Here is a 25,951-nt window from a genome sequence, read left to right on the forward strand (position 1 = left end):
GTTGTGGTTATCGGATCAGGGAAAACGGCAGCTGACCTCGGGCTTGTCGTAACCCAGGCTGTCCATCTCGTTGAACGGGTGCAGAAAGCCGTCCTGGGGTGAGGTGCTGACCAGCGCCCGGGGCTGGACGATGGGAATCGGCTGGCGCAACTGACCGTTCCAAGGCCGATAGCTGAGCTTGCGGCCCTTGAAGCCGTCGAGGGGTAACTGGTCGCTGATTTCCAGCGTACGGATCGCCATCGGCTCGGCCTGGCGCAGTTTGCTCACGGCGCTGGCGATGCTGCGCACGGCCATCCAGGCGGCGAAATCGCGGTCATTCATCCAGCGCCCGGTCAGGGCTTCGAAGCGTTTTTGCAGCTGCGCGGCGCCATAGGTTTCCACGGTCTTGTGCCAGCCCACCGGGGTCAGGCCCTGGGTGCCGGCAACCGGGCGCGGGTACCAGGTCTGGTAGGGCACGTATTCACCGAAGTCGCCGCGTTCATCGGCCACCAGTACCACGTCGTACTCGGCGGTCTGGGTGAACAGCGGCATGTCGGCCTGTGCGCTGCGGCGTTGGTCGTTATCGAAGCTCCAGGGTTTTTCCGCCACCAGATGCAAGCCGAAGCGCTTGGCTGCGCGGCGCAGGGCGGCGGCATAGGCTTGATCGTCGGGCGTCGGGCCGACAATCAGCAACGCCCGCTGCCATTTGCGCAGCACCAGAAACTGCGCCAGTGCATCGGCGAGCATCGCCCGGCTCGGCAAGGTGTGCAGCACGTTCGGCAGGCAATCGGTGGTGCGCAGGTTGTCGTCCGGGCTGCCAGCGTTGAACAGCAGGCTGTCGGGCAGGACGGCACTCAATAGGTGCAGGCTGGTCGCGGGGGCATTCACTACAAACAGGCGCAGGCCTTGTTCGTGCTGAGCCTTCGCCGCTTCGAGCAAGGCCTCGGGGCTGTCGACACTGGCGTTGACCAGGCTGTAGCCGTGGTTGAGAAAACGCCCGGTGCTGTTGCTGTCGGTGATCGCCAGTTCGGCGCCGCGCAGCCCGGCATCGGTGGGCTCGGGGATGACGTTGGACAGCAGCGGGCCGGGGTCGGGGCGATAACCCAGGTAGCCGATCCGCACCTGCAAGGGCGCATCGGCGGCCTGGCTCTGGGTGGCCAGGCCGGCGGCGCAGGCAATCGCCAGCAGGTAGGTCAAAACGTAAGGGATGAGCTGGCGCATGGGGCACTCCATTACTGGTAGCGCCAGCTTAGGTAGCCCGTGAAGCTGAGGAAATATGCAGAAAGTACCAGTGGTGTCCATCCAGCGCCTTACTACCAAGGGACTAGGTAGCGACCACCAAAGCAGCATGGGGTGAGTGCGATGCCGTTTCTAAGATGGCTGCCATAGCCTCTGCCAAGAGGTTTTGCGTGCAATCCAGAGGGCATAACAATGACAACAAAACGCAACGCCTTGCTCGTGACCGGGCTATTGGCCAGTTTGATCAGCGCAGGTTCCGTCTGGGCCCACGGCAATGTGGTGCCACAGGCTGTCGCCACCCAGGGCCTGACCCCGATAAAGGATGCCGGGGTGCAGCTCGATGCCGATGGCTGGGCCGCGGTAAACCCGTATCGAACCGCCCCGGAACATGACAAAGCGGTTGAGATCGGAGCTTCGGCCTATACCCAGAACTGCGCGGCCTGCCATGGCCTGGAAGCCAAGTCCGGCGGTATCGCCCCTGACTTGCGCATGCTCGATGTCGGCGAGGCGGGCGATGAGTGGTTCGCCGAGCGGGTACGCCATGGCGCGGTGCGCGACGGTCGGGTGTACATGCCGAAGATGGCCGACTATCTGAGCCAGGAAGCCCTGTGGGCGGTGCGCACTTATCTGGACACTGTGCACGTCGAGGAGTGACCCATGCGCCTGCTCGCGGTGTTGATCAGCGCTCTGTGGCTGTGCTGCCAGGCGGCGCAGGCGCAGGTTCGCAACTACGACGAAATGATCGCCGCCGGGGAACTGAAGGTGGCGGTCTACAAGGACTTCGCCCCTTACAGTTTTGAGCGCGCCGGAAAGCCCCAGGGTGTCGATGTCGAACTCGCGGAAGCCTTGGCCAAGGCGCTCGGCGTGCGCCTGACGCTGATCTGGGCGCCGGCGGGAGAAAAGCTCGATGACGACCTGCGCGATTACATCTGGCGTACCAGTGCCTTGCACAACCAGCAGCTGGCCGACCTGATGATGCGCGTGCCCTATGACCGTGACTACGCGCAGAAGCGTAACGAGTTCGGCGAACTGGTCAACGGCCAAGTAGTGATGTTCGGTCCGTACCAGAACGAACAATGGCAGGTGGCCTATGACCGTCGGCGACTGGACAAGGTCGCCAGCGTCGCGGTGTTCGAGCATCACCCGATTGGTGTCGAAGTCGACAGCGTGCCGTCGTTCTACCTGACCTCAGTGTTCAACGGCATGCTCGCCGGCAAGACCCATCACTATCCCGGCGTGCCCCAGGCGTTTGCCGCGATGAAGGCCGGTGAGGTCGACGCGGTGATGGCCATGCGCGGTGAAATCGACTGGCAGGTCCATGAAGCGGCCGACCCGCAAGTGGCACTGGCGCAGAACGCCTACCCGAACATGGGCAAGCAGCTCTGGGAAATCGGCATGGCGGTGCACGAAAGCAACCGGCAACTGGCCTATGCCGTGGAAGAGGCGCTGGAAAGCCTGATCCGCGAGGGTTCGGTGAAGACCATCTACGGCCATTACGGCCTGCAGTACGACGTGCCCGAGATGTATCAATAAGGAGCAGGCGATGAAATGGCGAGGGAGTTGTCTGTTGGCCTGCTGGTTGAGCCTGGCGGCACAGGCTGGCGCTATCGATCCCGGCAAAGACCCGGTGCCATCGGTGATGTGGGCCTTCTATCAGCAGCAGTTTCTGGGCAATGCGCCGTTCGTTTTCGATGATCGGGTCAAGCTGCTGGCGCCGCCGTTTGCAGAAGATGCCCGGCAGGTGCCGCTGGAAATCGACGCCCGGGTGTTCAAGGGCGAGGTGGTGAAAATCCTCGCCTGGGCAGAGCTGAACCCGTTGCCGAAAATCGTCGACTTCCAGCCGCTGAATTCGGTTTTGCCGTGGCTGTCGTTGCGCATTCGCATCGAACAGGCCACGCCCTTGCGCGCAGCGGTGTTGACCCGCGACGGCGTGTGGCATGTCGGTTCGACCCTGATCGACGCAGCGGGTGGTGGTTGCACCGCGCCTAGCGTGGTGCGGACTCAACCGGGCTGGGAGGAGCGCATCGGCGAAGTGCTCGGCGGGCGCTATCCCCGGGGCGAGTTCAGCCGTTTGCGTATGCAGGTGGCCCATCCCATGGACAACGGCATGGTCAGCGGCATTCCGGAATTCTTCATCAACCATGCCGAACTGCGCGACCACAACGAGCAAGTGCTGGCCCGGCTGGAGCTGTTTCCCGCGGTCAGCGAAAACCCCAACCTGGCCTTCGACATCGAGGGGGCAGGGCAAACGCGCCTGTTACTACGGGACAACAGCGGCAATGAATTCGATGCGTCGATTCTCTGATCCCAAGAAGCGTGACCCCAAGAAGCGTGACCCCAAGGAGCGTGGCATGCGCTGGATCCTGTTGATGGTGCTGAGCGTCAGTCTGCCGGCCCTGGCCGATCTCGAGTACTCACTCAAGCCCCGGCAGATCGCCCAGGACACCTGGCTGCTGGAAGGCAGCACGGATAATTTCGCCAAGGGCAACGGCGGCAACATCGTCAACACCGCGTTTATCGTCACCGAACGCGGTGTGGTGGTGATCGACACCGGGCCGTCCCGGCGTTACGGCGAAGCGATGCGCAAGGCCATTGCCGCCACGACCGACAAGCCGGTGATCGAGGTGTTGCTGACCCATCACCACCCGGACCATGTGCTGGGCAATCAGGCCTTCAGCGACGTGCCGATCGGCGCGTTGGCTGGCACCACCGAGCTGCTGCACCAGCAAGGCGATGCGATGGCCGAGAATATGTACCGGATGGTCGGCGACTGGATGCGTGGCACTGAAGTGGTGTTGCCGACCCAGGTGCTGACACCCGGCGTGAAAAGTTTTGGGAATCACGATCTGCGACTGCTGAGCCTGGGTGGGCATACGGGCGCGGATCTGGCTATTCTCGACCAGCAAACTGGCGTGCTGTTTGCCGGGGACCTGGTGTTTTATCAGCGGGCGCTGACCACGCCCAACAGCCCTGGCCTGTCAGTGTGGCTGGCGGACATCGCGACCCTGCAAGGCTTGCCCTGGACGCTGATTGTACCGGGCCATGGGCCGGTGGCCAGTGACCCGCAGCCCTTCGAGCAGATGCGCGATTACCTGACCTGGCTCGATCAGCTCATGGGCGACGGCGCCGCCAATGGCAGCGACATGGCCGAGATGATCCGCAGCCCCATCCCTGAACGTTTCGCCGGGATCAGCCTGAGCCGCTACGAATTGATCCGCAGCGTCAGTCATTTGTACCCGCGCTACGAGCGCGAGCGGATGACGCGGGTGGATTCCCCCAGAAAATAGTCGACCACAGATCCCTTGTAGGAGCGAGCCTGCTCGCGAAGGGGCCGGCACATCCAACATCATTGTTGCCTGACATGCCGCCATCGCGAGCAGGCTCGCTCCCACAGGATTGAGGGTGGTTCACAATCCTGCGTTTTCCCTCCGAACCTGTACCAAGGAACTAGCAATCTCCTCATTGCGGGCAATTGTTGCCAGGGCGGCGGCGCTCAAGAATCTGCACCACACCGGGAAAATTTTCCGGAAATAACAAAAATCCGCAGAGGAAGCCGTCATGACCCAACCCGCACGTCGCCAGCCCTTCGTCTTGAGCCTGCTGCTCAGTGCCATGCTGTTGTCCGGCCAGGCATTGGCCGGGGTTTCCGACCAGGACATTCTCCAGGACCCGAAGAACCCGGAACAGGTCGTGACCAACGGCCTCGGCGTTCAGGGTCAGCGCTACAGCCCGCTGGATATTCTCAACGTCGACAACGTCAAGGAGCTGCGCCCGGCCTGGGCGTTTTCCTTCGGCGGTGAAAAACAGCGTGGCCAGCAGGCGCAGCCGATGGTCAAGGACGGCGTGATGTACATGACCGGTTCCTACTCCCGGGTGTTCGCCGTGGATGCACGCACCGGCAAGAAGCTCTGGCAATACGATGCACGCCTGCCCGATGACATCCGCCCTTGCTGCGACGTGATCAACCGTGGCGTCGCGCTGTATGGCGACCTGGTGATTTTCGGTACCCTCGACGCCAAGCTCGTGGCGCTGAACAAGGACACCGGCAAGGTGGTGTGGAGCAAGAAAGTCGCCGACCACAAGGAAGGCTACTCGATCAGCGCCGCACCGCTGGTGATCAATGGCAAGCTGATTACCGGCGTGGCGGGTGGCGAGTTCGGCGTGGTGGGCAAGATCGAAGCCTACGACCCGAAAAACGGTGATCTGCTGTGGACCCGGCCGACGGTCGAAGGTCATATGGGCTACGTCTACAAGGACGGCAAAGCGGTGGAGAACGGCATCTCCGGCGGCGAGGCGGGCAAGACCTGGCCGGGCGATCTCTGGAAAACCGGCGGCGCGGCCCCTTGGCTTGGCGGCTATTACGACCCGGAAACCAACCTGCTGCTGTTCGGTACTGGCAACCCGGCGCCGTGGAACTCGCACCTGCGCCCTGGCGACAACCTCTACTCTTCATCGCGCCTGGCGCTCAATCCGGACGACGGCACCATCAAGTGGCATTTTCAGAGCACGCCCCATGACGGTTGGGACTATGACGGCGTGAACGAGTTGGTGTCGTTCAACTACAGCGAAGGCGGCAAGGAAATCAAGGCGGCAGCCACTGCCGACCGTAACGGTTTCTTCTACGTACTGGACCGCACCAACGGCAAATTCATCCGTGGCTTCCCGTTCGTGGACAAGATCACCTGGGCCACCGGCCTGGACAAGAACGGCCGGCCGATCTACAACGAAGCCAGCCGTCCCGGTGCCCCGGGTTCCGAAGCCAAAGGCAGTTCGGTCTTCGTAGCACCGGCGTTCCTCGGCGCGAAAAACTGGATGCCGATGGCTTACAACCAGGACACCGGGCTGTTCTATGTGCCGTCCAACGAATGGGGCATGGACATCTGGAACGAAGGCATCGCCTACAAGAAAGGCGCGGCGTTCCTCGGCGCCGGCTTCACCATCAAGCCATTGAACGAAGACTACATCGGCGTGCTGCGGGCCATCGATCCGAAAACCGGCAAGGAAGTCTGGCGTCACAAGAACTACGCGCCGCTGTGGGGCGGGGTGCTGACCACCAAGGGCAACCTGGTGTTCACCGGTACGCCTGAAGGCTTCCTGCAGGCGTTCAACGCCAAGACCGGCGAAAAGGTCTGGGAATTCCAGACCGGCTCCGGCGTACTCGGCTCGCCCGTGACCTGGGAAATGGACGGCGAACAGTACGTCTCGGTGCTCTCCGGCTGGGGCGGCGCGGTACCGCTGTGGGGCGGCGAAGTGGCCAAGCGGGTGAAGGACTTCAACCAGGGCGGCATGCTCTGGACCTTCAAGCTGCCCAAGGACCTTGTCGCCAAGCACTGATCCCGAATCCACCGCATAACCCCTGTAGGAGCGAGCCTGCTCGCGATGGTCGTCAACGATAACGCTTGAAACCTGATACCCCGCGGCGTTCTCGGGTTCATCGCGAGCAGGCTCGCTCCTACAGTGATCTGTGTGAAATCTACGACCAAATAACGAGAGCCCCTCCTGCCAACGATGCATTCGTCTGGCACGCGGGGCTCTCTAGTATCGGCTCATCGCCTGTCAGTACGACAGGCATCGACCCAGACAGAGGCCCACCATGATCTACGCACAACCCGGAACCCCAGGCGCCGTCATTACCTTCAAGCCGCGCTACGGCAACTTCATCGGCGGCGAGTTTGTCGCTCCGATCAATGGCGAGTACTTCACCAACACCTCGCCGGTCAACGGTGAAGTGATCGCCGAATTCCCGCGCTCCAGCGCCGCCGACATTGACAAGGCCCTCGACGCCGCGCATGCCGCAGCGGATGCCTGGGGCAAGACCTCGGCCCAGGACCGCTCCCTGGTGCTGCTGAAAATCGCCGACCGCATCGAGCAGAATCTGGAAGTGCTCGCTGTCACCGAAACCTGGGACAACGGCAAGGCCGTGCGCGAAACCCTGAACGCCGACGTGCCGCTGGCTGCCGACCACTTCCGTTACTTCGCCGGCTGCATCCGCGCCCAGGAAGGCGGGGCTGCCGAGATCAACGAACTGACCACGGCCTATCACTTCCACGAACCGCTGGGCGTGGTCGGGCAGATCATTCCGTGGAACTTCCCGCTGCTGATGGCCGCCTGGAAACTCGCCCCGGCACTGGCCGCCGGCAACTGCATCGTGCTCAAGCCGGCCGAGCAAACGCCGCTGTCGATCATGGTCTTCGCCGAGCTGATCGCCGACCTGCTGCCGGCGGGCGTGCTGAACATCGTCCAGGGCTTCGGTCGCGAAGCTGGCGAGGCCTTGGCCACCAGCAAGCGCATCGCCAAGATCGCCTTCACCGGTTCGACCCCGGTGGGCGCGCACATCATGCATTGCGCCGCCGAGAACATCATCCCGAGCACCGTCGAGCTGGGCGGCAAGTCGCCGAACATCTTCTTCGAAGACATCATGAACGCGGAACCTGCGTTCATCGAAAAAGCCGCCGAAGGTCTGGTGCTGGCGTTCTTCAACCAGGGCGAAGTCTGCACCTGCCCGTCCCGGGCGCTGGTGCAGGAGGCGATCTACGAGCCGTTCATGGCCGAGGTGATGAAGAAGATCGTCAAGATCAAGCGCGGCAACCCGCTGGACACCGAGACCATGGTTGGCGCCCAAGCGTCCGAGCAGCAATACGACAAGATCCTCTCGTACCTGACCATTGCCCAGGAGGAGGGCGCCGAGCTGCTCACCGGCGGCGCGGCCGAACGCCTGGAAGGCGACCTGTCCAGCGGTTACTACATCCAGCCGACCCTGCTCAAGGGCCACAACAAGATGCGTGTGTTCCAGGAAGAAATCTTCGGCCCGGTGGTGGGGATCACCACCTTCAAGGACGAAGCCGAGGCCCTGGCGATTGCCAACGACAGCGAGTTCGGCCTCGGCGCCGGCCTGTGGACCCGCGACATCAACCGCGCCTACCGCATGGGCCGGGCGATCAAGGCCGGGCGCGTGTGGACCAACTGTTACCACCTGTACCCGGCGCACGCGGCGTTCGGAGGCTACAAGAAGTCCGGCGTCGGTCGGGAGAATCACAAGATGATGCTTGATCATTACCAGCAGACCAAAAACCTGCTGGTGAGCTACGACATCAATCCGCTGGGGTTCTTCTGATAACTCAAGAACACTGAAAAACCTGTGGGAGCGAGCCTGCTCGCGAAGAGGTCAGCACATTCGCCATTGATGTCGACTGTCAGACCGCCTTCGCGAGCAGGCTCGCTCCCACATGGGTATGTGGGGTTCTGGAAAATTGCGCAACACCCCCTACCAAATCACCCCGCCAACTCCTTCGAAAGTAGCATTCGGGCGCTCATTGCCCCGTGCATTAATGGCTCTACCGGAATCACCCGGGCACAAGAAGAGGAATGACCCATGTGGACTAAACCCGCGTTTACCGATCTGCGCATTGGCTTCGAAGTGACGATGTATTTCGCCAACCGTTGATTGATCACCCGGCCAGCCGATGCGTTGGCCGGGCCTGCCTTCTGGAGCATCCGCCATGCACATCCGCGTTCTCGGTTCCGCCGCTGGCGGTGGTTTCCCACAGTGGAATTGCAACTGCCGCCAGTGCGCCGGTGTGCGCAATGGCAGCCTGCGGGCCCAGCGCCGTACGCAGTCGTCGATTGCCCTGAGTGACGACGGCGTGGAGTGGGTGCTGTGCAACGCGTCACCGGACATTCGCGCGCAACTCGAGAGTTTTACGCCATTGCAACCGGCGCGGCGCCTGCGTGACAGCGCCATCGCCGGCATCGTGCTGCTGGACAGCCAGATCGACCATTGCACCGGTTTGCTCAGCCTGCGTGAAGGTTGCCCGCATGCTGTGTGGTGTACCGAGCGCGTGCACCAGGACCTGAGCAGCGGTTTCCCGTTGTTCAATATGCTCGGACACTGGAACGGCGGATTGCACTGGCAACCGGTCGGTCTCGATCGCCAGCCATTCAGCATCCCGGCCTGCGGGCATTTGCAATTTCGCGCGATCCCCCTGGTGAGCAACGCACCGCCGTATTCGCCCAATCGCGGCAATCCGCAACCGGGCGACACCGTTGGCCTGTTCATTGAGGACCTGCGCAACGGTGCCTCGCTGTTCTATGCCCCGGGCCTTGGTCGAATCGACGATGAAGTTCTGGGCTGGATGCGGCGTGCCGATTGCCTGCTGCTGGATGGCACCCTGTGGCGCGACGACGAGATGCGTATCTGCGAAGTCGGCCAGAGCCTGGGCAGCGAAATGGGGCACCTCCCACAAAGCGGCCCCGGCGGGATGCTTGAAGTGCTGGAGGGTTTCAACCGCCAGCGCAAGGTGCTGATCCACATCAACAACACCAATCCGATCCTCGATGAAGACTCGGCCGAGCGGGCGCTGCTGGAGCGGCGGGGGATTGAAGTGGCTTATGACGGCATGAGTATTGAGCTGTAGCGAAGGACGTCTTCGCGGGCAAGCCCGCTCCCACAGATGGTTGCTGTAAACACAAATTTTATGTTCACCAGAAATCCAGTGTGGGAGCGGGCTTGCTCGCGAAGGCGCCAGACCAGACCCCGCGAATTCCGGAGAGTCACAATGACGAAAATACCGCTAACCCCCACAGAATTCGAAGCCGCCCTGCGCGCCAAGGGCGCCTACTACCACATCCACCACCCCTTCCACCAAGCCATGTACGCCGGCCGCGCCAGCCGCGAACAGATCCAGGGCTGGGTCGCCAATCGCTTCTACTATCAGGTCAACATCCCCCTGAAGGACGCCGCGATTCTCGCCAACTGCCCGGACCGCGACGTACGCCGGGAATGGCTGCAACGGATTATCGACCACGACGGCGTCCCCGGCAGCGAGGGCGGTATCGAAGCCTGGCTGCGCCTGGGCGAAGCCGTGGGGCTGGATCGCGAGCAGATTCTGTCCCAGGAACTGGTGCTACCCGGTGTGCGTTTCGCCGTGGACGCCTACGTCAATTTCGCCCGTCGCGCCTGCTGGCAGGAAGCGGCCAGCAGTTCGCTGACCGAGTTGTTCGCGCCGCAGATCCATCAGTCGCGACTCGACGCCTGGCCGACCCATTACCCGTGGATCGACGCTGCTGGCTACGACTACTTCCGCACGCGCCTGAGCCAGGCGCGGCGCGATGTCGAGCATGGCTTGCGCATCACCCTGGCGCACTACGTGACCGCCGAGGGGCAGCAACGCATGCTGGAGATCCTGCAGTTCAAGCTCGACGTGCTGTGGAGCATGCTCGATGCCATGAGCATGGCCTACGAGCTTGGGCGCCAGCCGTATCACACGGTCACCGGCGACAACGTCTGGCACCGGGGGATCGCCCTGTGAGCCTGATCGATCGCCAGCAGTCACCGGCCTTGCGTCGCGGTTTTCGGCTGCAATGGGAGCCCCGTCAGGACTGCCATGTGCTGCTGTACCCCGAAGGCATGATCAAGCTCAACGCCAGTGCCGGACAGATTCTAGACCTGGTGGATGGCCAGCGCAGCGTGGCGGCGATCATTGAGCGATTGAGCGCGAATTTCCCCGGGGTACCCGGGATCGACGAAGACGTGCTGGCGTTTCTGGAGGTGGCCCATGCGCAATTCTGGATCGAGTGAGACGCTGCCGGGGCCGCCCTTGTGGCTGCTCGCCGAGCTGACCTACCGCTGTCCGCTGCAATGCCCCTATTGCTCCAATCCATTGGATTTTGCCCGGCACGGCGAGGAACTGAGCACGCAAGAATGGATTCGCGTATTCCGCGAAGCGCGGGACATGGGCGCCGCGCAATTGGGCTTTTCCGGCGGCGAGCCTTTGGTTCGCCAGGACCTCGCCGAACTGATCAAGGCCGCCCGGGACATGGGCTACTACACCAACCTGATCACCTCCGGCATCGGCCTGACCGAGCAGAAGGTGCGCGACTTCAAGGTGTCCGGACTGGACCATATCCAGATCAGCTTCCAGGCCGCCGACGAGGCGGTGAACAACATGCTCGCCGGCTCGCGCAAGGCCTTCGCCCAGAAACTCGCCATGGCCCGTGCGGTGAAAGCCCAGGGCTATCCGATGGTGCTGAACTTCGTCACCCATCGGCACAACATCGACCGGATCGCGCAAATCATCGAGCTTTGTCTGGAACTGGAAGCGGACTTCGTCGAATTGGCCACCTGCCAGTTCTATGGCTGGGCCGAACTGAATCGCGTCGGCCTGTTGCCCACCCGTGAGCAGTTGCAGCGTGCCGAACGCATCACCAACGAGTACCGCCAACGCCTTGAAGCCCAGGGCCACCCGTGCAAGCTGATCTTCGTCACCCCGGACTACTACGAGGAGCGTCCCAAGACCTGCATGAACGGCTGGGCCAACCTGTTTCTCGACATCACCCCCGACGGCACGGCCTTGCCTTGCCACAGCGCCCGGCAGTTGCCGGTGCAGTTTCCCAACGTGCGCGAGCACAGCCTCTCGCACATCTGGAACGACTCGTTCGGCTTCAATCGTTTTCGTGGCGATGACTGGATGAAGGAGCCGTGCCGCTCCTGCGATGAAAAGCACAAGGACCTGGGCGGGTGCCGCTGCCAGGCTTTCATGCTGACGGGCGATGCGAGCAATGCCGACCCGGTGTGCAGCAAGTCCCCGCACCACGGGGTGATCCTCAAGGCTCGCGAGGAAGCGGAGGCGCCGGGGTTGGAGATCGAACACCTGACGTTGCGCAATGCCAAAGCTTCGCAGCTGATCTATCGCGGCTAGTCCAGCGACACAGATCTCCTGTGGGAGCGGGCTTGCTCGCGAAGGCGGTGTGCCAGGCAACATAAATGTTGAATGTTAAGGCCTCTTCGCGAGCAAGCCCGCTCCCACAGGGGACTTCGGTGAATACAGAATGTGAGTACACCCCAGGCAGTGCTACCCATTGGTCTGATTGCATTCACAGCTGGATGGTTTAGTGTGGTTTCTACCTTCCAAAACAATAAAAACAGGCTTTCCAATGAGCCAGAGTCTCAACCAGCTGCGCAAATTCGTTTCCCCTGAAATCATCTTCGGTGCCGGTAGCCGGCACAGTGTCGGCAATTACGCCAAGACCTTTGGCGCGCGCAAGGTCCTGGTGGTCAGTGACCCCGGTGTGATTGCCGCCGGCTGGGTCGCCGATGTCGAGGCCAGCCTGCAGGCGCTGGGCATCCAGTATTGCCTGTACTCCGATGTCTCGCCCAACCCTCGGGTCGAAGAGGTGATGCTCGGCGCCGAGCTGTACCGGGAAAACCACTGCGACGTGATCGTCGCCGTCGGTGGCGGCAGCCCGATGGACTGCGGCAAAGGCATCGGCATCGTCGTCGCCCATGGCCGCAGCATTCTCGATTTCGAGGGCGTGGACACTATCCGCGTGCCCAGCCCGCCGCTGATCCTGATTCCGACCACTGCCGGCACCTCGGCCGACGTCTCGCAATTCGTGATCATTTCCAACCAGCAGGAACGCATGAAGTTCTCCATCGTCAGCAAGGCCGTGGTGCCGGACGTTTCGCTGATCGACCCGGAAACCACCCTGAGCATGGACCCGTTCCTGTCGGCCTGTACCGGCATCGACGCCTTGGTGCATGCCATCGAAGCCTTCGTGTCCACCGGCCACGGGCCGCTGACCGACCCCCACGCGCTGGAGGCGATGCGCCTGATCAATGGCAACCTGGTGCAAATGATCGCCAACCCGACCGACATCGCCCTGCGCGAAAAGATCATGCTCGGCAGCATGCAGGCCGGGCTGGCGTTTTCCAACGCCATCCTCGGTGCGGTGCATGCCATGTCCCACAGCCTCGGCGGCTTTCTCGATCTGCCCCACGGCCTGTGCAACGCGGTGCTGGTCGAGCACGTGGTGGCGTTCAACTACAACTCGGCGCCAGATCGCTTCAAGGTGATCGCCGAGACCTTCGGCATCGACTGCCGAGGCCTGAATCACCGGCAGATCTGCGGGCGCCTGGTCGAACACCTGATCGCCCTCAAGCACGCCATCGGCTTTCACGAAACCCTCGGTTTGCATGGCGTCAGGACCTCGGACATTCCGTTCCTGTCGCAGCATGCGATGCACGACCCGTGCATCCTGACCAACCCGCGTGAATCCAGCCAGCGTGATGTCGAGGTCGTCTATGGCGAAGCCCTCTGACGAGCAGCAACGGGCCCTGGCCGGGCTGCTGGGGCTGGGCAGCCATTCGGCGCGCAAGAGTCATTACCCGGAGCTGGCTGCGCGCCTGGATGATCTGGAAGCCGAGCGTAACCGCTACAAGTGGCTGTTCGAAAACGCGGTGCACGGGATCTTCCAGGCCAGCCTGCACGACGGCATGCGCGCCGCCAATCCGGCGCTGGCACGCATGCTGGGCTACCAGGACCCGCAGGAGGTGCTGTTTTCCCTGACCGATCTGGGCAGCACTCTGTTCGTCGACGGCGCGCAGGAGCTGGAAAACATCGGCGAAATCCTCAGGCACCAGCGCAGCCTGCACGGCTATGAAACCCGCTTGCGGCGCAAGGACGGCAGTTACCTCGATGTGTTGATGAACTTGCTGCTCAAACCTGGCCAGGAAGGCCTGGTGGAAGGGTTCGTCTCCGATATCACCGAGCGCAAGCTGGCTCAGCGACGCCTGCAGCAACTCAATGACGAACTGGAGCAGCGCGTGGTCGCGCGCACCGATGAGTTGCTCGAAGCCAACCGTAACCTTCAGCAGCAGATCACCCAGCGTAAACAGATCGCCAAGGCCTTGCGCGACGCCCGCGATGCCGCCGAGGCCGCCAATCACAGCAAGGACAAATACCTCGCCGCCGCCAGCCACGACCTGCTGCAACCGCTGAATGCCGCGCGGTTGCTGATTTCGACCTTGCGCGAACGCAAGTTGCCGGAAGCCGAACAGGTGCTGGTGGAGCGCACTCACCAGGCGCTGGAAGGGGCCGAAGACCTGCTGACGGATCTGCTCGACATTTCCCGGCTCGATCAGGCTGCGGTCAAGCCGGACGTTGCCTCGTACCGCCTCGACGAACTGCTCGGGCCGCTGGTGTCGGAGTTCCAGTCCGTCGCCCAGGCGGCCGGCTTGAACCTGCGGGTGCGCATGGCCGATTGTGCCATCAGCACCGACTTGCGCCTGATGACGCGGATCCTGCGCAACTTCCTCAGCAATGCCTGCCGCTACACCGATGAAGGCAGCATCCTGCTGGCGGCAAGGCGTCGGGGCGAGATGTTGCGCCTGGAGGTCTGGGACACCGGGCGTGGCATCGCCGCCGACCGGCTCGACTCGATCTTCCTCGAGTTCAACCAGCTGGACGTCGGCCGCGCCGCCGACCGCAAGGGCGTGGGCCTGGGGCTGGCGATTGTCGAGCGCATCGCCAAGATCCTTGGCTACAGGATCGGCGTGTACTCGTTGCCGGGGCGGGGTTCGATGTTCAGCATCGAGGTGCCGATATCCGATGAGGTTCCGCTGCCCGTGAGCCAGGCGGTGCCACAACCGGGCACCGGCAACCCGCTGCCGGGCCGCCGTTTACTGGTGATCGACAACGAAGTGAGCATTCTCGACAGCATGAGCGCGTTGCTCGGGCAGTGGGGCTGCGACGTTCTGGTCGCCACCGATGAAGAGGCTGCGCTGGCGGCGCTGCGCGGGCAGGCGCCGGAACTGATTCTCGCGGACTATCACCTCGATCACGGGGTGGTCGGCTGTGATGTGGTGCGACATTTGCGCGAGCATTTCCACCAGGACATTCCCGCGGTGATCATTACCGCCGACCGCACCGACCATTGTCGGCGTGCGTTGCAGCGGCTCAACGCACCCTTGCTGAACAAACCGGTGAAGCCCGGCAAGTTGCGAGCGGTGTTGAGTCAATTGTTGGGGGCATCTGCCTGAAGCGGCCGATATTGCAGGGTGAAGCCCAGTTCGGTGGATTGGCCTTGTTCCAGCAAACGCAACCCCGGCCGACCAGGCAGGTGGTGCGCGTTGAGCGGGTGGCTCACCGGTTCGATGCAGAAAAACCCCAGGCCCACGGGGCAGTAGAGCAGGTAGTAATCGCTGCCGGTGGCCTGGCAGTCGAGTTCATAGCCGAGGTCGGGCTGGCGGATCAGGCAGTGACCGTCCCATTCACAGAAACCGTTGTCCACCAGCGCTTCGGGCAATGACTTGAGTTGCTGAAAATCCCACTCGACCGGCAATGCGCTGAGTTCTGTCGGCAGTTTTGCCCCGTCGCACAACCACACGTGCCGGGCCGGTGCCTGTAGTCGGGTGTTCGCGGTGCGCGGCAGGTACGGATGCAGTCCCAGACCATGCCACGCAGCGTGTTCAGCCAGGTGCGTGACGTGCAGTTCGATACTCAGCTTGCCCGCGCTCAAATGGAAGCGTTGCCGGGCGCGATAAGCGAAGGGGGTTGTGCTGTCGAGTTGCAGGACCACTTCATTTTCCGATTGTGAAACCACCTCCCAAGGCTGCTGCCAGGCGCTGCCGTGAATCGGCAGGGGATCAGTGCGACTGTTGGGCGCCAATGCCAGCCAGCCATCGGGGCAATCGAAACCGCCATTGGCGATGCGGTTGGACCAGGGAACCAAGGGAAAGCAGCCGAGCTTGCCGGGCAGGCCGGTGTTCAAGGCGTCTCCATCGGTGTGTCGCAACAAGGGCTGGCCGGTGCTGTGCACGGTCCAGTTGACGATGCTCGCCCCGAGTTCCGGGGCGAGGGTGAGGTGGGTGAGTTCGTCTTCGAGTTCGATCAGTGTTAGCGACATGTTGACCTGCTTCAAAAAGGGTGGTGGCAAGGGAGGATGCGCCTCCCTTGCCTTGAACTTCACAACACCAGATGCGGCAACCACAGTGAGATTGCCGGAATGTAGGTCACGGCCAACAGCACCAGGAACAGCACGCCATAGAACGGCAGCAGGGCCTTCACGGTGGATTCGATACTGACCTTGCCCACCGCCGACCCCACGAACAGTACCGCACCCACGGGTGGTGTGATCAGGCCGATGCCCAGGTTCACCAGCATGATCATGCCGAACTGCACCGGGTCCACGCCAATGCCGAGGATCACCGGCATCAGGATCGGCGTGAGGATCAGGATCAGCGGCGCCATGTCCATCACGGTGCCGAGCAACAGCAGCATGACGTTGATGCACATCAGGATCACGTAGCGGTTGTCCGACAGGGTCAGGAACAGCGTGGTGATCTTCGCCGGGATCTGCATCAGGGTCATGATGTAGCCGAAGCTGGCGGCGAAACCGATCAGGATCATCACGATCGAGATCGTGCGCACGGTGCGGTGCATCAGTTTTGGCAGTTCGCTCCATTTGTAGTCGCGGTAGATGAACATGGTCACGAAGAACGACCACAGCACCGCAATCGCCGCCGACTCGGTCGCGGTGAAAATACCCGACAGGATGCCGCCGAGGATGATCACCATCGCCATCAGGCCCCACAGCGCTTCGCCGCAGATTTTCAGCGCCTCGCGCATCGGGATGACTTCACCCTTGGGGTAGTCACGCTTTTTCGCGAAGATCAGGCACAGCACCATCAGGCACGCGCTCATCAACAGGCCCGGCACCACGCCGGCCATGAACAGCGAGGCAATCGACACCGTGCCACCGGCGGCCAGGGAGTAGAGCACCGAGTTGTGGCTGGGCGGTGTCAGCAGCGCTTGCACCGAACCGCTGACGGTCACCGCCGTGGCGAATTCCCGGGGATAGCCACGGCGTTCCATTTCCGGGATCAGCACCGAACCGACCGAGGCGGTGTCCGCCACCGAGGAGCCGGAGATCGCGCCAAAGAAGGTCGAGGCCATGATGTTGACGAGCGACAAACCACCACGCACGAAGCCTACCAGCACCCCGGCGAACGCCACCAGGCGACGGGACATGCCGCCCTCGGCCATGATCGCGCCGGCCAGGACGAAGAACGGGATGGCCAACAGGGAGAACTTGTTCACGCCCCCGGCCACCTGAATCATCAGGGCCTGGAACGGGATGTCGATCCACCACGCGCCGATCAGTGCGGCAAACCCCAGGGCGTAGGCGACCGGCATGCCGATCAGGATCAACGCGATAAAACTGCCCAACAGAATAAAAGCGTCCATTCAGGCAGCCCCTTCGTTTTCTTCAACGAGGTCGAAACGCACGACCCGACGGTTGCTCTGGTCACCGAGCAAGAGTTTTTCCAGAACAAACACCAGCGTCAGCACGCCGCCCACCGGAATCGGCATGTACGTGATGCCCACCCGCAGGGTCGGCAGGGCGCTCATGAACTGGTTCCAGGTGGACAGGCACAGCTTGCTGCCCCAGATGGCCATGAACAGGCAGATCGTTGCCATCAGCAATTGCGAAAGCACACTCATGGTTTTGCGCAAATGCGCCGGCATGCGGTCGGTGAGCATCGCCACCGCCATGTGCGAGCCCGAGCGATAGCTGGCGGCGGCGCCGATGAAGGTGAACACCATCATCAGCAGGATTGCCGTGGGCTCCGGCCAACTGGAACCGGTGCCGAGGACGTAGCGGGCGAACACGCCCCAGGGAATGATTAACGCAATGGCCAGAACGGAGAGCCCGGCGACCCAGATACAGGTCATGTAGAGCTTGTCATTGATGCCTAGCAGCAGATTCTTCATCGGGTTCCACCGTAACCGGGCGCGCGCTGACGTACACCAACTTCAGCGGCGCCGGGCCTTTCTTGAATGCAGGGAGGGTTACTGAACGGCTTCGATGCGTTTGATCAGGTCGGCGTAGGGCGCGCCGTATTTTTCGCGGATCGAGGCGGTCGCTTCGTAGAAAGGTTTCTTGTCGACGGTGATGAACTCGACGCCGGCGGCCTTGAGTTTTTCCTCGCTGCTGGCCGATTTCGCGTCCCACAGGGTGCGTTCCTGGGCCTGGGCCGCCTTGGCGGCTTTCTTCACCAGGGCTTGCTGCTCGGGGGTGAGTTTTTTCCAGGTGATTTTCGACATCACGATCGGCTCTGGCAGGATCAGGTGGCCGGTCAGGCTGTAGAACCTGGCGTTCTGGTAGTGGTTGTGTTCGAGCAGGGTCGGCGGGTTGTTTTCCGCGCCGTCGATCACGCCGGTCTGCAGGGCGCTGAAGATTTCGCCGGTGTCCATCGCGATGCCATTGCCGCCCATGGCATTGATGGTTTCGATGAACATCGGGTTGCCTTGCACGCGGATCTTCATGCCCTTGAGGTCTTCCAGGCTGCGCACCGGTTTCTTGGTGTAGAGGTTGCGCGTGCCGCCGTCCATCCAGGCCAGGGCGACCAGGTTGAATTCGGAGTGGGTGATCTTGTCGAGGATTTCGTCGCCGACCGCGCCGTCGATGACTTTGCGCATATGGGCCTGGTCACGGAACACGAAGGGCATGTTGAACACGTTCACGTCCGGCACCACCGGCCCGACGATGCCGAGACTGACCCGGGCCATCTGCACGGCGCCGACCTGGGCCTGTTCGACCACTTCCTTTTCCGAGCCGAGCACGCCACCGGCGAACATCTTGAAGGTCAGCGCGCCGTTGCTGTCGGCCACCAGGGTTTTGCCCAGTTGCTCTTCAGCCACCACGGTCGGGTAACCGGCGGGGTGGATGTCGGCGAATTTTATTTCCAGTGCCTGGGCGGCACTGCTGAGGGAGAAGGCTAATGGAAGTGCAGCGGCGAGCAAGGTGCGTTTGAAGTCCATGGGGGTGTCTCCAGTTTTGTTGTTGTTTTTATTCAAGGCACAGCGATCCGGCAGGAGCGCTTTTCTTTCGAGAAAGTCAGTCGTTGAACAGGGTTTCGGGTAAACCTTTGACGCCGGGGTCGAGGGCGAACACGCCACCGGCCAGTGATTGCGGGTCATGGTCGTCGCCAGGGCGGATCGAGGTCACGAACAGCGTGTCCAGTCGAGGGCCACCGAAGGCGCACATGGTGGGTTTTTTCACAGGTACCGCGAGGGAACGGTCGAGTCGGCCGTCGGGGGTAAAGCGGTGGATGAGCCCGGCGTCGTTGGCGCAAATCCAGTAGCAGCCATCGGCGTCGACCGCCGCGCCGTCGGGGCGACCTTCGTATTGGTTCATATCCACGAACACGCGGCGATTCGAAGGCGTGCCGGTGTCGATGTCGTAGTCGAAGGCCCAGATCTGCTGGACCTGCGGGTGGGAGTCGGACAGGTACATCGTGCGCCCGTCCGGACTGAAGCCCAGGCCGTTGGGCACGATGAAGCCGCTCAGTCGGGCCTCGAGCGACCCGCTATGACCGGCGCTGTAGCGATACAAGGTTCCGTTGGCGGCGTTGGCGCCCATGTTCAACACCATGCTGCCGGCCCAGAAACGCCCCTGACGGTCGCAACGGCCGTCGTTCAGGCGCATGTCGTCGCGGGCGTGATCGACGTGGGCCAACAGATTTGTATCGAGGCTGCCGTCATTGCGCGGATGCAGGCGGAAAAACCCGCTTTCCATTCCCGCGACCCAGCCACCGTCACGGTGACGGGCGATGCAAGCGAGCATCTGCGGGGTTGTCCAGGCATCCACTTGCCCGGTGTCGGCACTCCAGCGCTGTAAACCGCCGACGGGAATATCCACCCAGTACAGGGCGTTTTCCTCAGGCACCCAGACCGGGCATTCACCGACCGCGTTGCGGGCGTCGACAATCAATTCGGCTTGCATGGCAACTCATTCCCATGGTTTTTGTCGGGGGGATCAAGCGAGACGCGAAGGCTCAGTCGCCGAACGGGCCGGCTGCGCAGAAGGCGCCGCCCTGATAGAGCCGCGCCGGATCATCGGCGGCCGGCATCGGCTGGGCTTCGATTTTTTCGCGGAACACTTCGGAGCTGTCCTGCGGGACAAAGCCGAGGGCCGTGGCATAGCGGTTGTCCCACCAGATGTCCTTGTTGTCGGACATGCCGTAGACCACGGTGTGGCCGACGTTCGGGGTGTACAAGGCACGCTCGAGCAGTTGGGTCAGGTCGCCGAAGCTCAGCCAGGTACTCATCATCCGGCGGTTATGCGGCTCCGGGAACGACGAGCCGATGCGCACGCTGACGGTCTCGATGCCATAGCGGTCGAAGTAGAAGGTGGCCATGTCTTCGCCGTAGGACTTGGACAAACCGTAGTAACTGTCCGGGCGGCGAGGGGAGTGGGCGTCGATCACCTCGTCCTGGCTGTAGAAGCCGATCACATGGTTGGAGCTGGCGAAGATCACTCGCTTCACACCGTGGCGGCGCGCGGCTTCGTAGATGTGGAACACGCCGCAGATGTTGGCGCCGAGGATCTCTTCGAATGAGCGCTCGGTCGACACGCCACCGAAGTGCAGGATCGCGTCCACGCCTTCGACCAGTTGATGCACCGCCTGCTTGTCGGCCAGGTCGCAGGGCACGACTTCTTCGCGATCATCGATGGCAGGTGCGATATCGGCGATGTCCGACAGGCGAATCACATTGGCGTAAGGGCGCAGGCTTTCGCGCAGGACTTTCCCGAGGCCACCGGCGGCGCCGGTCAGCAGCAGGCGATTGAAAGGGGTGCGGGCGGTTGCAGTGGTCGTCATGGGAATCCTGGGCGCTTGGTTATTATTTTTAGATTCGTTGTCGGTTGTCGTACGACTGTGGCGAAGTATCGTTAGGGTTTCCGGCTCTTGTCAACGCGACTTTGGTGGAAATTGACGGAGGGTCGTTTCCTGGAAGTCTGATGCAATTCTTAAAGTTCCCGCGCACCTTGTGGGAGTGAGCCTGCTCGCGATAGCGGTCTAACTTTCAACATCGAAGTCGACTGACAATCCGTCATCGCGAGCAGGCTCGCTCCTACAGTGGTTCTGTGTTTACAGCAGGCTGATCGGATAGCTGATGAAAATCCGGTTCTCATCAAACTCGTTGGTGCTGAAGCTCTTGCGAATAGTTGCATTACGCCATTTCACGTTGAGGTTTTTCAGCGCACCACTCTGCACGGTGTAGGCCAGCTCCGATTCGCGACCCCATTCTTCACCGTCGGTAATTTTCCCGGTGTGCACATTGTCGCCGCTGATGTAGCGGTTCATCAGGGTCAGGCCCGGAACACCCAGGGCGGCGAAGTTGTAGTCGTGGCGCACCTGCCAGGATTTCTCCCGGGCGTTGTCATAGCTGGAGTTGTAGCTGTCGTTGGCCAGGGTGCCGCCGCTGGTGCCGTTGACCCGCATCCAGACGTCGTCGCCGGTGAGTTTTTGCAGGCCGACGTAGAAGGTGTTGCCGCCATATTTGGCCGAGAGCAGGGCGAACGCGGTCTTGTTGTCGAGGTCACCGGCCTTGGCGCTGCCGTCTTCCTTGCCGATGAAGTAGCCGAGGTTGGCGCCCAGGGTCCAGTCGCCGAGGGGCTGGCTGTGGGTCAGGTTGAAGTATTGCTGCTGATAGATGTCACGGAGTTCCGAGTACCAAACGCCGACCTGCGTGCGTTTTTCGTTGAAGGCATATTCACCGCCGCCGAAGTTGAAACGGTCCGAGGTGAACGCCGCTTTGCCGTTCATGAACATGTCTTCCATGCTCGCGTCGTTACGCGGGCTGTTTTTCTGGAATTGACCGCCATAGAGCGTCAGGCCACTGATTTCGGTGGAGGTCACCTGAGCGCCCTGGAAGGTCTGCGGCAGCGAGCGGCCATCGTCGGAACGCAGGATCGGCAGCACCGGCATCCATTCACCGACCTTCAATTCGGTTTTCGAGATCTTGCCTTTGAGCGCCACGCCGAGCCGGCCGAAATTGTCGGCGGGGCGGCCGTCGTCGTGGATCGGCAACAGCTGCGTGCCACCAGTGCCTTTGCCGCCGTCGAGCTTCTGCGAATACAGGCCCAGTACATCGACACCGAAGCCCACGGGACCCTGGGTGAAACCGGAGCGGGCATCGAGAATGAAGTTCTGCGTCCACTCTTCAGCCTTGCCCTGGGGGTAGGCCGGGTTGGTGTAGTTGCGGTTGATGTAGGCGTTGCGCAGATTCAGCGTGGCCTTGGCGTCGTCGGTGAAACCTTCGGCCTGGCAGGTGACGGGCAGGACGAGGGCCAGGCCGCTGCAGCCGATCAGGCTCAGTGAATGGCGACGGGTGAGGATAGGCCGTGAACGACGGATGGACGAATTGCGGGCGAGCTTGCTCACTGTGACGCTCCCTTTCTTTTTTGTTTTTATTGTTTGTCATACGTCGTCGTACAACATTGGCGGCGATTATTTACAGGCCGTTTCAGTGTTGTCAATCGGAAGTTATACGATGACCTGTCCGGGAGGCGGGGGAGTGAAATGTTTGGTTTGACCCTGTCGCCGCGAGCTAGAGCGGATGCTAGTCTTGCTCAACGTTGTTGTCGGGGATCCGCATGGGCAATCACAAGATCGAGATTCGTCGCAGTAACGTCGAAAAAATCCTGCTGGGGGCGGAAAAGGTCTTCGCTGAAAAGGGCTTCGGCAGCACCGCCATGGCCGACATCGCCGCCGAGGTGCAACTGCCGCGTTCCAACCTGCACTATTACTTCAGCACCAAGACCGAGTTGTACAGTGCCGTGCTGTTCGACTTGCTGGAAGTCTGGAAGCAGGACGCGCTGTGCTTCGAGATGTTCGACGACCCGCGCGTGGTGCTCAGCAGCTACATCCGCGCCAAGATGAACCATTCCCGCAGCCGGCCGTATGGCTCGAAAGTCTGGGCCAACGAAATCATCCATGGCGCGCCGACCCTCGGCGAGGCGCTGGATGCGAGCCTGTACGACTGGGCCAAGATGAAGGAAGCGAAAATCCGCCAGTGGGTGGAGGACAAACGCATCCTGCCGGTGGAGCCGTCGAGCCTGCTGTACATGATCTGGGCCTCGACCCAGCACTACGCCGACTTCGATCACCAGGTGAATATTCTCAATGATCATCAGCCGCTGTCGGACATGCAGTTCGAAAAGGCGGTGCAGACGGTGACCAGTGTGATTTTGCGGGGGATCGGGTTGGAGCCTTGAGATTTGTGTTGCAGTGGCCGGCCTCATCGCGAGCAAGCTCGCTCCCACAGGGATCATTGGTGTACTCAGGATTGACGTACGACACAAATCTACTGTGGGAGCGAGCTTGCTCGCGATGGCGTCAGCTCAGGCGCCGCTGACCTCAAGGGCTGACGTGATACGGATTCCTCGGATCATGATTCCAGTCCAGGAACGGCTTGCCAGTCTCCACCGGCACCATCTCGATGCAGTCCTGCACCGGGCAGGTGATCTGGCACAGGTTGCAGCCCACGCACTCCTCATCGATCACTTGATACTTGTGAGTACCATCCGCTTGCTTGAGGCTGGCCACGGCCTGGTGCGAGGTGTCCTCACAAGCTATGTGGCAGCGACCGCAACCGATACAAGCCTCCTGATCAATCTTCGCGATCACTTGGTAGTTGATGTCCAGATACTTCCAGTCCGTGGTGTTGCCCACCGCGCGCCCGGAAAATTCCGAAATGCTGGCGTAGCCCTGACTGTCCATCCAGCGTGACAATCCGTCCTTCATGTCTTCGACAATCCGGAAGCCATGCAGCATCGCTGCCGTGCACACCTGCACCGAGCCACTGCCGAGCGCGATGAATTCCGCAGCATCGCGCCAGTTGCCAATGCCGCCGATGCCGCTGATCGGCAGGCCCTGGGTCTGCGGGTCGCGAGCGATTTCGGCGACCATGTTCAAGGCAATCGGCTTGACGGCCGAGCCGCAGTAACCGCCGTGGGTGCTTTGGCTGCCGACCATGGGGTTGGCGACCATGCGTTCGAGGTTGACGCTGGTGATCGAGTTGATGGTGTTGATCAACGACACCGCATCGGCACCGCCACGGTGGGCGGCGCGGGCGGCGACACGGATGTCGGTGATGTTCGGCGTGAGCTTGACGATCACCGGCAGCGAGCAATACGTCTTGCACCAGCGGGTGACCTGTTCCACGTACTCCGGCACCTGGCCGACCGCTGCGCCCATGCCCCGTTCCGGCATGCCGTGGGGGCAACCGAAGTTCAGTTCGATGCCGTCGGCGCCGGTGGCTTCCACCAACGGCAGGATGTGTTTCCAGGATTCTTCGACGCAGGGCACCATCAAGGACACGATCAGCGCGCGGTCCGGCCAGTCCTTCTTGACCTGGGTGATTTCCCGCAGGTTGATCTCCAGCGAGCGGTCGGTGATCAACTCGATGTTGTTAAAACCCAGTACCTCCCGGTTAGCCCCGAAGTGCGCCGAGTAGCGCGACGACACGTTCACTGCCGCCGGGTCTTCCCCCAGGGTTTTCCAGACCACGCCACCCCAGCCGGCCTCGAAGGCGCGGACCACGTTGTAGGCCTTGTCGGTCGGCGGCGCGGAGGCCAGCCAGAACGGGTTGGGTGCTTTGATGCCGGCGAAGACAATCGACAGATCGGCCATTTACGCAGCCTCCACGTTGAGCATCAGTTGAGCATTGATTGCCTCGGCGGCGCGCTTGCCATGCTGCACGGCTTGCACGGTGAGGTCTTGATCGAGGCTGGTGCAGTCGCCGCCGGCATACACGCCGGGGATGCTGGTGCACAGGTTTTCATCGACTTCGATGCGCTCGCCCTGACGCTTGAGTTCACGGGCCAGCGGATCGCTGAGGGCGCTGCCATCGAAGGCCTGGCCGATCGCCTTGAAGATCGCATCGGCGGCCAGTTCGAAGGCTTCACCGGTGGTTTGCAGGCGACCTTCTACCAGATGTGTACGGGCGAAACGCATGCCGCGCACGCGGCCTTGGTCATCGAGCAGCACTTCTTCGGGTTGTGCCCAAGTCATCAGCCGCACCTGATTGGCCTTGGCAATCTCCTGTTCGTGATGGGTGGCCCCCATGTCCTCGACGCCACGGCGGTACACCAGATTCACATCGTGGGCGCCGAGGCGGGCCATTTGCACCGCCATGTCGATGGCGGTGTTGCCCGCGCCGAGGACAATGCAGTGGTCGGCCAGGGGCAGTTGGCTCAGGTCATCGGCCTGGCGCAGTTCGCGGATGTAGTCGGTGGCGGCGAGCAGGCCGGGCGCGTCTTCGTGGGCCAGGCCCAGTTGTTTGCTGGCATTGAGCCCGAGGCCGAGGAACACCGCATCGAACTGTTGATGCAGTTCGCTGAGGGTCAGGTTCTCCCCGAGCTTCTGCCCGTGGCGGATTTCGATGCCGCCAATTTCCAAGAGGAACTCAAGCTCCTTTTGCGCGTAGTCATCCACCAGTTTGTATTTGGCGATCCCGTATTCGTTGAGGCCGCCAGCCTTCTCCCGCGCCTCGAAGATCACCACGTCATGCCCGTGCATGGCACTGCGGTGGGCGCAGGATAAACCGGCCGGACCGGCACCGACCACGGCGATGCGTTTGCCGGTGGCGGTAGCACGCTGGAAGGGGTGCGTGCTGAAGTGGGCGTTGTCCACGGCGTAGCGTTGCAACAGGCCGATCATGACCGGTGCACATTCGTGAGCGTTGTTGCGCACGCAGGCTTGCTGGCAAAGAATTTCCGTCGGACACACCCGAGCGCAACTGCCGCCGAGGATGTTGGCCGAGAGGATTTTCTGCGCGGCGCCTTGCACGTTGTCCTGCGCAATGTTGCGGATGAACGAAGGAATGTCGATCTCGCTCGGACAGGCATTCACGCAGGGCGCGTCGTAGCAATACAGGCAGCGCGAGGCTTCCAGGTGCGCCTGGCGCTCGTTGAGCGGCGGCGCCAGATCGGTGAAGTGGCCGGCGAGGGCGGCCGCATTCTCATGGGGATGCGGGAGGTGGTCCAGGGACTTGATCACGGTTTTGGCCTCACGGTTATTTGAGGTGCTGCCTCTGAATGGGCATTGTTTTTTGTGTTGTCTGTACTGGCCCCATCGCGAGCAAGCTCGCTCCCACAGGGATTTGTG

General features: G+C 62.0%; 24 protein-coding genes. 14 read left to right on the forward strand and 10 right to left on the reverse strand.

Annotated elements, in window-relative coordinates; all coding sequences use genetic code 11:
• Positions 1-15 precede the first annotated feature (15 nt).
• Positions 16-1,200: an ABC transporter substrate-binding protein gene (locus AC3IT9_RS12685; protein WP_489273273.1), complete on the reverse strand. Its 1,185-nt coding sequence runs from the start codon at positions 1,198-1,200 to the stop codon at positions 16-18.
• A 210-nt stretch (positions 1,201-1,410) separates the two neighbouring features.
• Here AC3IT9_RS12685 and pedF point away from each other — a divergent pair, with 210 nt between their 5' ends.
• The 13 genes from pedF (at position 1,411) to AC3IT9_RS12750 (ending at position 15,034) form a co-directional block, all read left to right on the forward strand.
• Positions 1,411-1,872, forward strand: a complete 462-nt coding sequence (pedF, locus tag AC3IT9_RS12690) for a cytochrome c-550 PedF (protein ID WP_015095433.1) — start codon at positions 1,411-1,413, stop codon at positions 1,870-1,872.
• Positions 1,873-1,875: 3 nt separating this feature from the next.
• Positions 1,876-2,751, forward strand: a complete 876-nt coding sequence (locus tag AC3IT9_RS12695) for a substrate-binding periplasmic protein (RefSeq protein ID WP_489273274.1) — start codon at positions 1,876-1,878, stop codon at positions 2,749-2,751.
• Positions 2,752-2,761: 10 nt separating this feature from the next.
• Positions 2,762-3,523, forward strand: a complete 762-nt coding sequence (locus AC3IT9_RS12700) for a quinoprotein dehydrogenase-associated SoxYZ-like carrier (RefSeq protein ID WP_489273275.1) — start codon at positions 2,762-2,764, stop codon at positions 3,521-3,523.
• Between the two features lie 46 nt (positions 3,524-3,569).
• Positions 3,570-4,505: a quinoprotein relay system zinc metallohydrolase 1 gene (locus tag AC3IT9_RS12705; RefSeq protein WP_489273276.1), complete on the forward strand. Its 936-nt coding sequence runs from the start codon at positions 3,570-3,572 to the stop codon at positions 4,503-4,505.
• 271 nt (positions 4,506-4,776) lie between these two features.
• Positions 4,777-6,552: a PQQ-dependent methanol/ethanol family dehydrogenase gene (locus AC3IT9_RS12710; protein WP_150724129.1), complete on the forward strand. Its 1,776-nt coding sequence runs from the start codon at positions 4,777-4,779 to the stop codon at positions 6,550-6,552.
• Between the two features lie 259 nt (positions 6,553-6,811).
• On the forward strand, positions 6,812-8,332 hold the full coding sequence (gene exaC / locus AC3IT9_RS12715) for an acetaldehyde dehydrogenase ExaC (protein WP_489273277.1): 1,521 nt from the start codon (positions 6,812-6,814) through the stop codon (positions 8,330-8,332).
• A gap of 258 nt (positions 8,333-8,590) precedes the next feature.
• A complete protein-coding gene (gene pqqA / locus AC3IT9_RS12720) occupies positions 8,591-8,662 on the forward strand; it encodes a pyrroloquinoline quinone precursor peptide PqqA (RefSeq protein ID WP_003253598.1) in 72 nt (23 codons plus the stop codon).
• 55 nt (positions 8,663-8,717) lie between these two features.
• A complete protein-coding gene (gene pqqB, locus AC3IT9_RS12725) occupies positions 8,718-9,632 on the forward strand; it encodes a pyrroloquinoline quinone biosynthesis protein PqqB (RefSeq protein WP_489273278.1) in 915 nt (304 codons plus the stop codon).
• 141 nt (positions 9,633-9,773) lie between these two features.
• Positions 9,774-10,526, forward strand: coding sequence for a pyrroloquinoline-quinone synthase PqqC (pqqC, locus tag AC3IT9_RS12730; RefSeq protein WP_489273279.1), 753 nt, complete (start codon positions 9,774-9,776; stop codon positions 10,524-10,526).
• The gene (pqqD, locus tag AC3IT9_RS12735) at positions 10,523-10,795 is read left to right on the forward strand and encodes a pyrroloquinoline quinone biosynthesis peptide chaperone PqqD (protein WP_007972043.1); all 273 of its coding nucleotides are present in this window, start codon (positions 10,523-10,525) and stop codon (positions 10,793-10,795) included. Before pqqC ends, pqqD begins: the two co-directional genes overlap by 4 nt.
• Positions 10,773-11,915 carry a pyrroloquinoline quinone biosynthesis protein PqqE gene (gene pqqE, locus AC3IT9_RS12740; RefSeq protein WP_489273280.1) on the forward strand — a complete coding sequence of 381 codons (1,143 nt, stop codon included), beginning with the start codon at positions 10,773-10,775 and terminating at the stop codon, positions 11,913-11,915. The genes pqqD and pqqE overlap by 23 nt, the downstream gene beginning before the upstream one ends.
• 235 nt (positions 11,916-12,150) lie before the next feature.
• On the forward strand, positions 12,151-13,314 hold the full coding sequence (ercA, locus tag AC3IT9_RS12745) for an alcohol dehydrogenase-like regulatory protein ErcA (protein ID WP_223441921.1): 1,164 nt from the start codon (positions 12,151-12,153) through the stop codon (positions 13,312-13,314).
• The gene (locus AC3IT9_RS12750) at positions 13,298-15,034 is read left to right on the forward strand and encodes a PAS domain-containing hybrid sensor histidine kinase/response regulator (protein WP_489273281.1); all 1,737 of its coding nucleotides are present in this window, start codon (positions 13,298-13,300) and stop codon (positions 15,032-15,034) included. The genes ercA and AC3IT9_RS12750 overlap by 17 nt, the downstream gene beginning before the upstream one ends.
• Here AC3IT9_RS12750 and AC3IT9_RS12755 read toward each other — a convergent pair.
• The 7 genes from AC3IT9_RS12755 to AC3IT9_RS12785 form a co-directional block, all read right to left on the reverse strand.
• Positions 15,010-15,900, reverse strand: a complete 891-nt coding sequence (locus tag AC3IT9_RS12755) for an aldose 1-epimerase (protein WP_489273282.1) — start codon at positions 15,898-15,900, stop codon at positions 15,010-15,012. The genes AC3IT9_RS12750 and AC3IT9_RS12755 overlap by 25 nt on opposite strands.
• A 59-nt stretch (positions 15,901-15,959) precedes the next feature.
• A complete protein-coding gene (locus AC3IT9_RS12760; RefSeq protein ID WP_095944137.1) occupies positions 15,960-17,240 on the reverse strand; it encodes a TRAP transporter large permease in 1,281 nt (426 codons plus the stop codon).
• Positions 17,241-17,768, reverse strand: a complete 528-nt coding sequence (locus AC3IT9_RS12765) for a TRAP transporter small permease (RefSeq protein WP_095944138.1) — start codon at positions 17,766-17,768, stop codon at positions 17,241-17,243.
• 78 nt (positions 17,769-17,846) lie between these two features.
• On the reverse strand, positions 17,847-18,818 hold the full coding sequence (locus AC3IT9_RS12770) for a TRAP transporter substrate-binding protein (RefSeq protein WP_489273283.1): 972 nt from the start codon (positions 18,816-18,818) through the stop codon (positions 17,847-17,849).
• A 76-nt stretch (positions 18,819-18,894) separates the two neighbouring features.
• A complete protein-coding gene (locus AC3IT9_RS12775; RefSeq protein WP_489273284.1) occupies positions 18,895-19,782 on the reverse strand; it encodes an SMP-30/gluconolactonase/LRE family protein in 888 nt (295 codons plus the stop codon).
• Positions 19,783-19,834: 52 nt separating this feature from the next.
• On the reverse strand, positions 19,835-20,659 hold the full coding sequence (locus AC3IT9_RS12780; protein WP_489273285.1) for an NAD-dependent epimerase/dehydratase family protein: 825 nt from the start codon (positions 20,657-20,659) through the stop codon (positions 19,835-19,837).
• A 270-nt stretch (positions 20,660-20,929) separates the two neighbouring features.
• Entirely contained in the window at positions 20,930-22,225 is a 1,296-nt protein-coding gene (locus tag AC3IT9_RS12785) for an OprD family porin (protein WP_489273286.1), read from the reverse strand.
• Positions 22,226-22,437: 212 nt separating this feature from the next.
• On the opposite strand from AC3IT9_RS12785, the gene AC3IT9_RS12790 reads away from it, so the two are divergent.
• Entirely contained in the window at positions 22,438-23,058 is a 621-nt protein-coding gene (locus AC3IT9_RS12790; RefSeq protein WP_223542598.1) for a TetR/AcrR family transcriptional regulator, read from the forward strand.
• Positions 23,059-23,200: 142 nt separating this feature from the next.
• Here the strand turns inward: AC3IT9_RS12790 and preA are convergent, their stop codons facing one another.
• Both preA and AC3IT9_RS12800 read right to left on the reverse strand, forming a co-directional pair.
• The gene (gene preA, locus AC3IT9_RS12795) at positions 23,201-24,475 is read right to left on the reverse strand and encodes an NAD-dependent dihydropyrimidine dehydrogenase subunit PreA (RefSeq protein WP_102672357.1); all 1,275 of its coding nucleotides are present in this window, start codon (positions 24,473-24,475) and stop codon (positions 23,201-23,203) included.
• Positions 24,476-25,843 (reverse strand): NAD(P)-dependent oxidoreductase, encoded by a 1,368-nt coding sequence (locus tag AC3IT9_RS12800; RefSeq protein WP_489273287.1) that lies wholly within the window; start codon positions 25,841-25,843, stop codon positions 24,476-24,478.
• Positions 25,844-25,951: the final 108 nt, after the last annotated feature.

It is taken from the genome of Pseudomonas sp. KH_046_1 (genome assembly GCF_057839025.1).

Coding starts and splice junctions, on each gene's coding strand:
- AC3IT9_RS12685 (WP_489273273.1), bottom strand. CDS start 1,200: ATGCGCCAGCTCATCCCTTACGTTTTGACCTACCTGCTGGCGATTGCC.
- pedF (WP_015095433.1), top strand. CDS start 1,411: ATGACAACAAAACGCAACGCCTTGCTCGTGACCGGGCTATTGGCCAGT.
- AC3IT9_RS12695 (WP_489273274.1), top strand. CDS start 1,876: ATGCGCCTGCTCGCGGTGTTGATCAGCGCTCTGTGGCTGTGCTGCCAG.
- AC3IT9_RS12700 (WP_489273275.1), top strand. CDS start 2,762: ATGAAATGGCGAGGGAGTTGTCTGTTGGCCTGCTGGTTGAGCCTGGCG.
- AC3IT9_RS12705 (WP_489273276.1), top strand. CDS start 3,570: ATGCGCTGGATCCTGTTGATGGTGCTGAGCGTCAGTCTGCCGGCCCTG.
- AC3IT9_RS12710 (WP_150724129.1), top strand. CDS start 4,777: ATGACCCAACCCGCACGTCGCCAGCCCTTCGTCTTGAGCCTGCTGCTC.
- exaC (WP_489273277.1), top strand. CDS start 6,812: ATGATCTACGCACAACCCGGAACCCCAGGCGCCGTCATTACCTTCAAG.
- pqqB (WP_489273278.1), top strand. CDS start 8,718: ATGCACATCCGCGTTCTCGGTTCCGCCGCTGGCGGTGGTTTCCCACAG.
- pqqC (WP_489273279.1), top strand. CDS start 9,774: ATGACGAAAATACCGCTAACCCCCACAGAATTCGAAGCCGCCCTGCGC.
- pqqE (WP_489273280.1), top strand. CDS start 10,773: ATGCGCAATTCTGGATCGAGTGAGACGCTGCCGGGGCCGCCCTTGTGG.
- ercA (WP_223441921.1), top strand. CDS start 12,151: ATGAGCCAGAGTCTCAACCAGCTGCGCAAATTCGTTTCCCCTGAAATC.
- AC3IT9_RS12750 (WP_489273281.1), top strand. CDS start 13,298: ATGGCGAAGCCCTCTGACGAGCAGCAACGGGCCCTGGCCGGGCTGCTG.
- AC3IT9_RS12755 (WP_489273282.1), bottom strand. CDS start 15,900: ATGTCGCTAACACTGATCGAACTCGAAGACGAACTCACCCACCTCACC.
- AC3IT9_RS12760 (WP_095944137.1), bottom strand. CDS start 17,240: ATGGACGCTTTTATTCTGTTGGGCAGTTTTATCGCGTTGATCCTGATC.
- AC3IT9_RS12765 (WP_095944138.1), bottom strand. CDS start 17,768: ATGAAGAATCTGCTGCTAGGCATCAATGACAAGCTCTACATGACCTGT.
- AC3IT9_RS12770 (WP_489273283.1), bottom strand. CDS start 18,818: ATGGACTTCAAACGCACCTTGCTCGCCGCTGCACTTCCATTAGCCTTC.
- AC3IT9_RS12775 (WP_489273284.1), bottom strand. CDS start 19,782: ATGCAAGCCGAATTGATTGTCGACGCCCGCAACGCGGTCGGTGAATGC.
- AC3IT9_RS12780 (WP_489273285.1), bottom strand. CDS start 20,659: ATGACGACCACTGCAACCGCCCGCACCCCTTTCAATCGCCTGCTGCTG.
- AC3IT9_RS12790 (WP_223542598.1), top strand. CDS start 22,438: ATGGGCAATCACAAGATCGAGATTCGTCGCAGTAACGTCGAAAAAATC.
- preA (WP_102672357.1), bottom strand. CDS start 24,475: ATGGCCGATCTGTCGATTGTCTTCGCCGGCATCAAAGCACCCAACCCG.